The following is a 4,658-nucleotide window of genomic DNA, read 5'->3' as shown; positions in this document are numbered from 1 at the left end:
CCCTGAGTGAAACTGCCCCCCTTTAGGTGGTATTCTTTTGCGGGCCATGCCTCCACATGAATGATGAAGGTCGACCTGAGCGGCCGCCACGAAGCGACCGAGAATGAATATGAGTACATACTTTAGGTATTGAATAATCATTTCTCTAAACTAAGGTTACCTCTATGCGATTGAGCCCTTTTCCCTTATTTTTTCTGGAAAGCCTGATTTCCCCTATCTCTTTAGTGTTGGAAACATGTGTCCCACAGCACGGCATCTCAATACCATTGCAATTCCAAAATCTAACTCCATATTGATATGAAAATGAAACTGAATGGGCCTGTGCTATAAAATCATTAACCTGATTTTCAATTAACCGTAATAAATTTTGGTCTATGTTTTTTGATAGAGAGTAATCAGTACGGTCCTTTACATCATCAACAAACGAACCTTCTACCGATAAAAAATAAGGTAATTTTTTCACAAAAAATTCAATGAGATGACTTGCGGTATGCAAGCGCATGGTCTTAATTCGCCGTGTTTCATCAATATCACCGCGAACATGTTGGCCGATAGAAAAAGTAGAGGTATCTATAAAATGCTTTATGGGTGCATTTAGATTAAGTTTGCCATCACTATCCGATTCCACATGAACCTCTGTTACCGGATGTCCATTTATAAAACCAATATCAAAATTTTGATTTCCTGATAACGGATAAAAAAGTGTTTGCTCAAGAATAATAAACCCTTCACCAACATGAGTTACCACCGATTCAAACAGGGTTTCATAGGGTTTATCATCAAATAATCGTTTTGTTTTCAGCATACATTAACTCACATTGAATAAAAAAATGGGATTAGAAATGGGACAATAACTGTAATGATTCCACCTGAAAGTAATGCAACAGGAACATAAGAGACCCCACAGTGTTTCTCAATAATGGGTAAAGTCACGTCCATGGCAGTAGCTCCCGCTACAGCTATAGCAATATTCCCATTACCCACTCTTGATAATGTAGGTATCAGTAACAACGCTATCGCCTCGCGGAAAAGATCACAAAGAAAACCTACCGACCCTAATAATGGATCGCCCATTTTAGTAAATAATATCCCTGATAACGTATACCAACCAAAACCAGAACTTACCGCCAGGCTTTGACTGAGAGTCAAAGGGAGAAAGTAGGATGCAATGGCAGCACCTGCGTACGAAGCAAGGACCGTCAAAAAAGTCATGATTAAATTTTTCTTATTGAAGAAAATTTTTTTCAGATTCAAACCAGAAAATGAAAGTTTTACTGCAATTATAAATATAAGCAAGTATAACAAAGAGGAGATGGTTAAGTCATAGTCGATCCTGGGAACTATATTATAATATGCGGATACAAACCCTAGAATAACAAGCCCACCCAGTAAGACTGGATCTTTAATATACCCCATAATGTTGAAAGCAACTTCTTGTTGATTATCCAGTGCCTTGTTGCTACGGTGAGCCTCCTTGCCAATTGAATAGAATACTTTCAAAACCACCGCAATTGATAGAGATGATGCTAGTGCGATACTTATGGCAGTGATTCCCACACTGCCAAGTTTTTCTGCAATGTCCGGTATAAAGCCAACGGTAATCCCCATTAGAATCAAAAGAGAATAAAGGCAAAAATTAGAAATTTTTTCAATAATATACATGCTGACGTTTGAATAAATTCGTTTAAAGTTAAACCCCAAGATAAAAGCAAAAAGAATGGGGGCTAAATTATATAGTGCAATATTCATTAGTTAGTCCAAGTTAAAAGTGGATATTATGTCTTCAAAGCACTCTGGCCGACGTATCATGCTGAAATTATCTTCTGTATCGACCAGGTATTCTCCAGGTCTGACCCTTGAGTTGAAGTTTGAACTCATAGAGTACCCATAGGCACCGACATCCTTGATACAAATCAAGTCTCCTACTTTAGTTTTAGGAAGAAGTCTCTGTCGGGCAAAAATATCACCAGATTGACATAGGTAACCGGTAATATCATAAGAAATCATCTCATTACTCAGCGTGCTGATATTCTCAATATCATGCCATGCATCATAATAGAAACACCGAGGGAAATGATTATGTCCGGTATCAAGACCGAGGAAGTTACGAGATGAGGATTCTTTGACAGAACATACCTTACTGACAAGAATAGCGGTATTTGCAACGAGATACCTCCCAGGTTCGACGATGAGTCTTATGTTATCTTTGGCACCTCGGGCGCTGCTTAGTTGACGAATGTTTTCACTCAAAGAGTCAATGTCATATTCCTGATGATCTTTATAATCATAGCCGAACCCACCACCGAAATTTATAAAGCGAAGGGAGTCAAATTGTAGTGAAATGTCAAGCATAACGTTAGCGTTCTCAACATAACTAGCTATTCCCATTTCACCAGACCCTGTATGTGAGTGAATGCCGACTATTTTCAATCCTCCATTTTTACATAACCTGATTGCCTCGGGTATATCTGAAAAGTTAATTCCGAATTTAGAAAGCTCACCATTAGTAATAACCTTACTTGAATGACCAGCACCAATTCCTGAATTCAGCCGTAAACTCAACTCATGGCCAGAATGTTTTTTAACCAGGTAATAAAGGGCATCCAACGAACCTATGACTAAATTTACATTTCTTTCTACTGCAAAATCTATCTCGTCACTGTTTAAACAGTCTGCGTTATAATATATACTTTCCGGACTGAACCCACAGATAAGTGCTATTTTTACTTCCTCTACTGAACAAGCATCAATCCCCATTTCAGCATTTTTAACCAATTTTAAAATATAGGGGTTTGAGTTTGCCTTCATAGCATATAAAACACCGAAATTCTTTTTACAAAAAACATCATTAAGGCGGTTAATGTTTTCTAATATGACTTTCTCGTCATAAAGATAAAACGGAGTCCTAACTTTATCGTTAAGACTGCAAACAATATTTTTAATATCCATATTTTTACCCAAGCAGTTTTGAAAGGTATCTCTCTCCAGAATCTGGCGCAATGCACATGATTCTTTTACCTGACTCATTTTTCAAAATATTAATTGCTGTAGATATTATTGCACCGCTGGATAATCCGACATCAATTGAATAGTCTTTTCTAACGAGTTCGCAGGTGAAAAATGCCTCATCATCACTAACCGAGTAAACTTCATCGGCGGATCCAGCATCAAGTATACCCGGAATGAAATTAGAACCTATCCCCTCAATCTTCCACTCCCCTGATAAATATTCTTGACCCGAGAAGTATGACTTATAAATTGAACCTTGCGGATCAGCAACTATAAATCGAACCTTACTCCCTTTTTCACGAAAATACCGACTTATTCCCATAAGCGTACCACCTGAGCCCACGCCACAGATAATTATATCAGTATCTCGGCCTCCCTGAATCCAAAGTTCTGGCGCTGTAGTTTGATAGTGGGCGAGGCTGTTTGAATTATTGAAAAACTGGTCGCAAAAGAATCTTTCTTTTTCGTTGGCATAGCGCCTGGCTACATTGACATAGTTGTCATCTGAATCAGCAGGGGCATCCGAAGGCATTATAATTACATTCGCACCATAATGTTTTAAAAGAGATGTCTTCTCTTTACTGACACGGTCATGGGTAATTATAGTTACTCTATAACCTTTAAGTCGCCCAATCCAAGCCAGGCCAAGTCCGGTGTTTCCTGATGTAGCTTCAACCAATTCAAAACCTGGTTTTATAAGTCCATTGATTTCAGCATCTTCAATAATTTTTTGTGCTACGCGATCTTTTATCGAACCACCGGGGTTATAGGACTCAAGTTTTACCTTCACATCAGCTAATGGGTATTTATCTTGCAATATATTAACAACAGGCGTGTTACCAATTAATGATAGCAAGCTGTTTCCTTTAACTTTAGTTGTGATACTCATATGCATCCCTTCATACGTAGTAAAGTTACGCATATGTAAATTAATTTTAGGTATAAGATCAATTTATTTCTTAAGGTACAATATCACTATGGTGGTTAAAAAAAACTACATCTAATCATTTTTTCGGAACAATCAGTTAATTGAAGATTAAAATTTACTATTTATATCTATTTAATCAAATAAGTTAGGGTTATAAACTTTCTAATGATGTCGGAATTATTATTAGATTCCCTAATTTAACTTAAGATAACCTAATGGTTTTTGGCTCATGTATATCGAAAACTTTCCTTTTCCTTTTCCTTTTCCTTTTCCTTTTCCTTTTCCTTTTCCTTTTCCTATGCCGATACGATCATAAAAAAAGTGGGTCTGTACACTTTGTTTGGTCATATTCGTATTTCTGAAAATTCCCTGTAGTTTTGTTGGTAATGTTTCCAATTAGTTGAACATGTATTTTTCAATAAATGTACCTATGACCTTTTCGTGGTGTTCGACAGAGCGCGAAAAGCAGATTATTGCGTTCAATACGTTGGGTAATAATCTTGCCGGTCAAATGCTTCTTCTTTGACACTTATCTGGCATAGTTCGCCAGTCATAGCGGGTAAACATGCTCACAGCAAAGGAAGTCAGTACGCCAGCACTGCCTGGCAATGCTTTGGCGATATCTGCATTCCTGCTGGGGGAAATGTGGCAGTCGTTCTACAAAACGCCGTTGCTGAACCTGTTCTACGGCGAAGAAGAGTACGAGCAGTATCTGCGCTTT

General features: G+C 37.8%; 5 protein-coding genes and 1 pseudogene. All 6 read right to left on the bottom strand.

The window, feature by feature from the left end; translation table 11 throughout:
• Positions 1–145: 145 nt before the first annotated feature.
• A complete protein-coding gene (locus SPL01S_RS24960; protein WP_073972100.1) occupies positions 146–805 on the bottom strand; it encodes an alanine--tRNA ligase-related protein in 660 nt (219 codons plus the stop codon).
• Between the two features lie 8 nt (positions 806–813).
• A complete protein-coding gene (locus SPL01S_RS24045) occupies positions 814–1,749 on the bottom strand; it encodes a LysO family transporter (protein ID WP_063203187.1) in 936 nt (311 codons plus the stop codon).
• A 3-nt stretch (positions 1,750–1,752) separates the two neighbouring features.
• On the bottom strand, positions 1,753–3,000 hold the full coding sequence (gene lysA, locus SPL01S_RS24040; protein WP_162268770.1) for a diaminopimelate decarboxylase: 1,248 nt from the start codon (positions 2,998–3,000) through the stop codon (positions 1,753–1,755).
• Positions 2,954–3,898 (bottom strand): PLP-dependent cysteine synthase family protein, encoded by a 945-nt coding sequence (locus SPL01S_RS24035; RefSeq protein WP_063203182.1) that lies wholly within the window; start codon positions 3,896–3,898, stop codon positions 2,954–2,956. The genes lysA and SPL01S_RS24035 overlap by 47 nt, the downstream gene beginning before the upstream one ends.
• Positions 3,899–4,129: 231 nt before the next feature.
• Positions 4,130–4,285: a hypothetical protein gene (locus SPL01S_RS25525; RefSeq protein WP_169800868.1), complete on the bottom strand. Its 156-nt coding sequence runs from the start codon at positions 4,283–4,285 to the stop codon at positions 4,130–4,132.
• Positions 4,286–4,333: 48 nt separating this feature from the next.
• Positions 4,334–4,528 (bottom strand): annotated as a pseudogene (locus SPL01S_RS25890) (IS1 family transposase); the annotation flags it as partial.
• Between the last annotated feature and the right edge of the window lie 130 nt (positions 4,529–4,658).

The sequence above is a fragment of the Serratia plymuthica NBRC 102599 genome, assembly GCF_001590925.1.
GTDB classification, from domain to species: Bacteria; Pseudomonadota; Gammaproteobacteria; order Enterobacterales; family Enterobacteriaceae; genus Serratia; species Serratia plymuthica.
Note: the sequence above shows the minus strand (reverse complement) of the source record. Positions and strands in the feature narration are given on the sequence as shown.

Bases quoted from the DNA above. Each gene is read 5' to 3' on its own strand.
- SPL01S_RS24960 (WP_073972100.1), bottom strand. From the start codon at position 805: ATGCTGAAAACAAAACGATTATTTGATGATAAACCCTATGAAACCCTG.
- SPL01S_RS24045 (WP_063203187.1), bottom strand. From the start codon at position 1,749: ATGAATATTGCACTATATAATTTAGCCCCCATTCTTTTTGCTTTTATC.
- SPL01S_RS24035 (WP_063203182.1), bottom strand. From the start codon at position 3,898: ATGAGTATCACAACTAAAGTTAAAGGAAACAGCTTGCTATCATTAATT.
- SPL01S_RS25525 (WP_169800868.1), bottom strand. From the start codon at position 4,285: ATGACCAAACAAAGTGTACAGACCCACTTTTTTTATGATCGTATCGGC.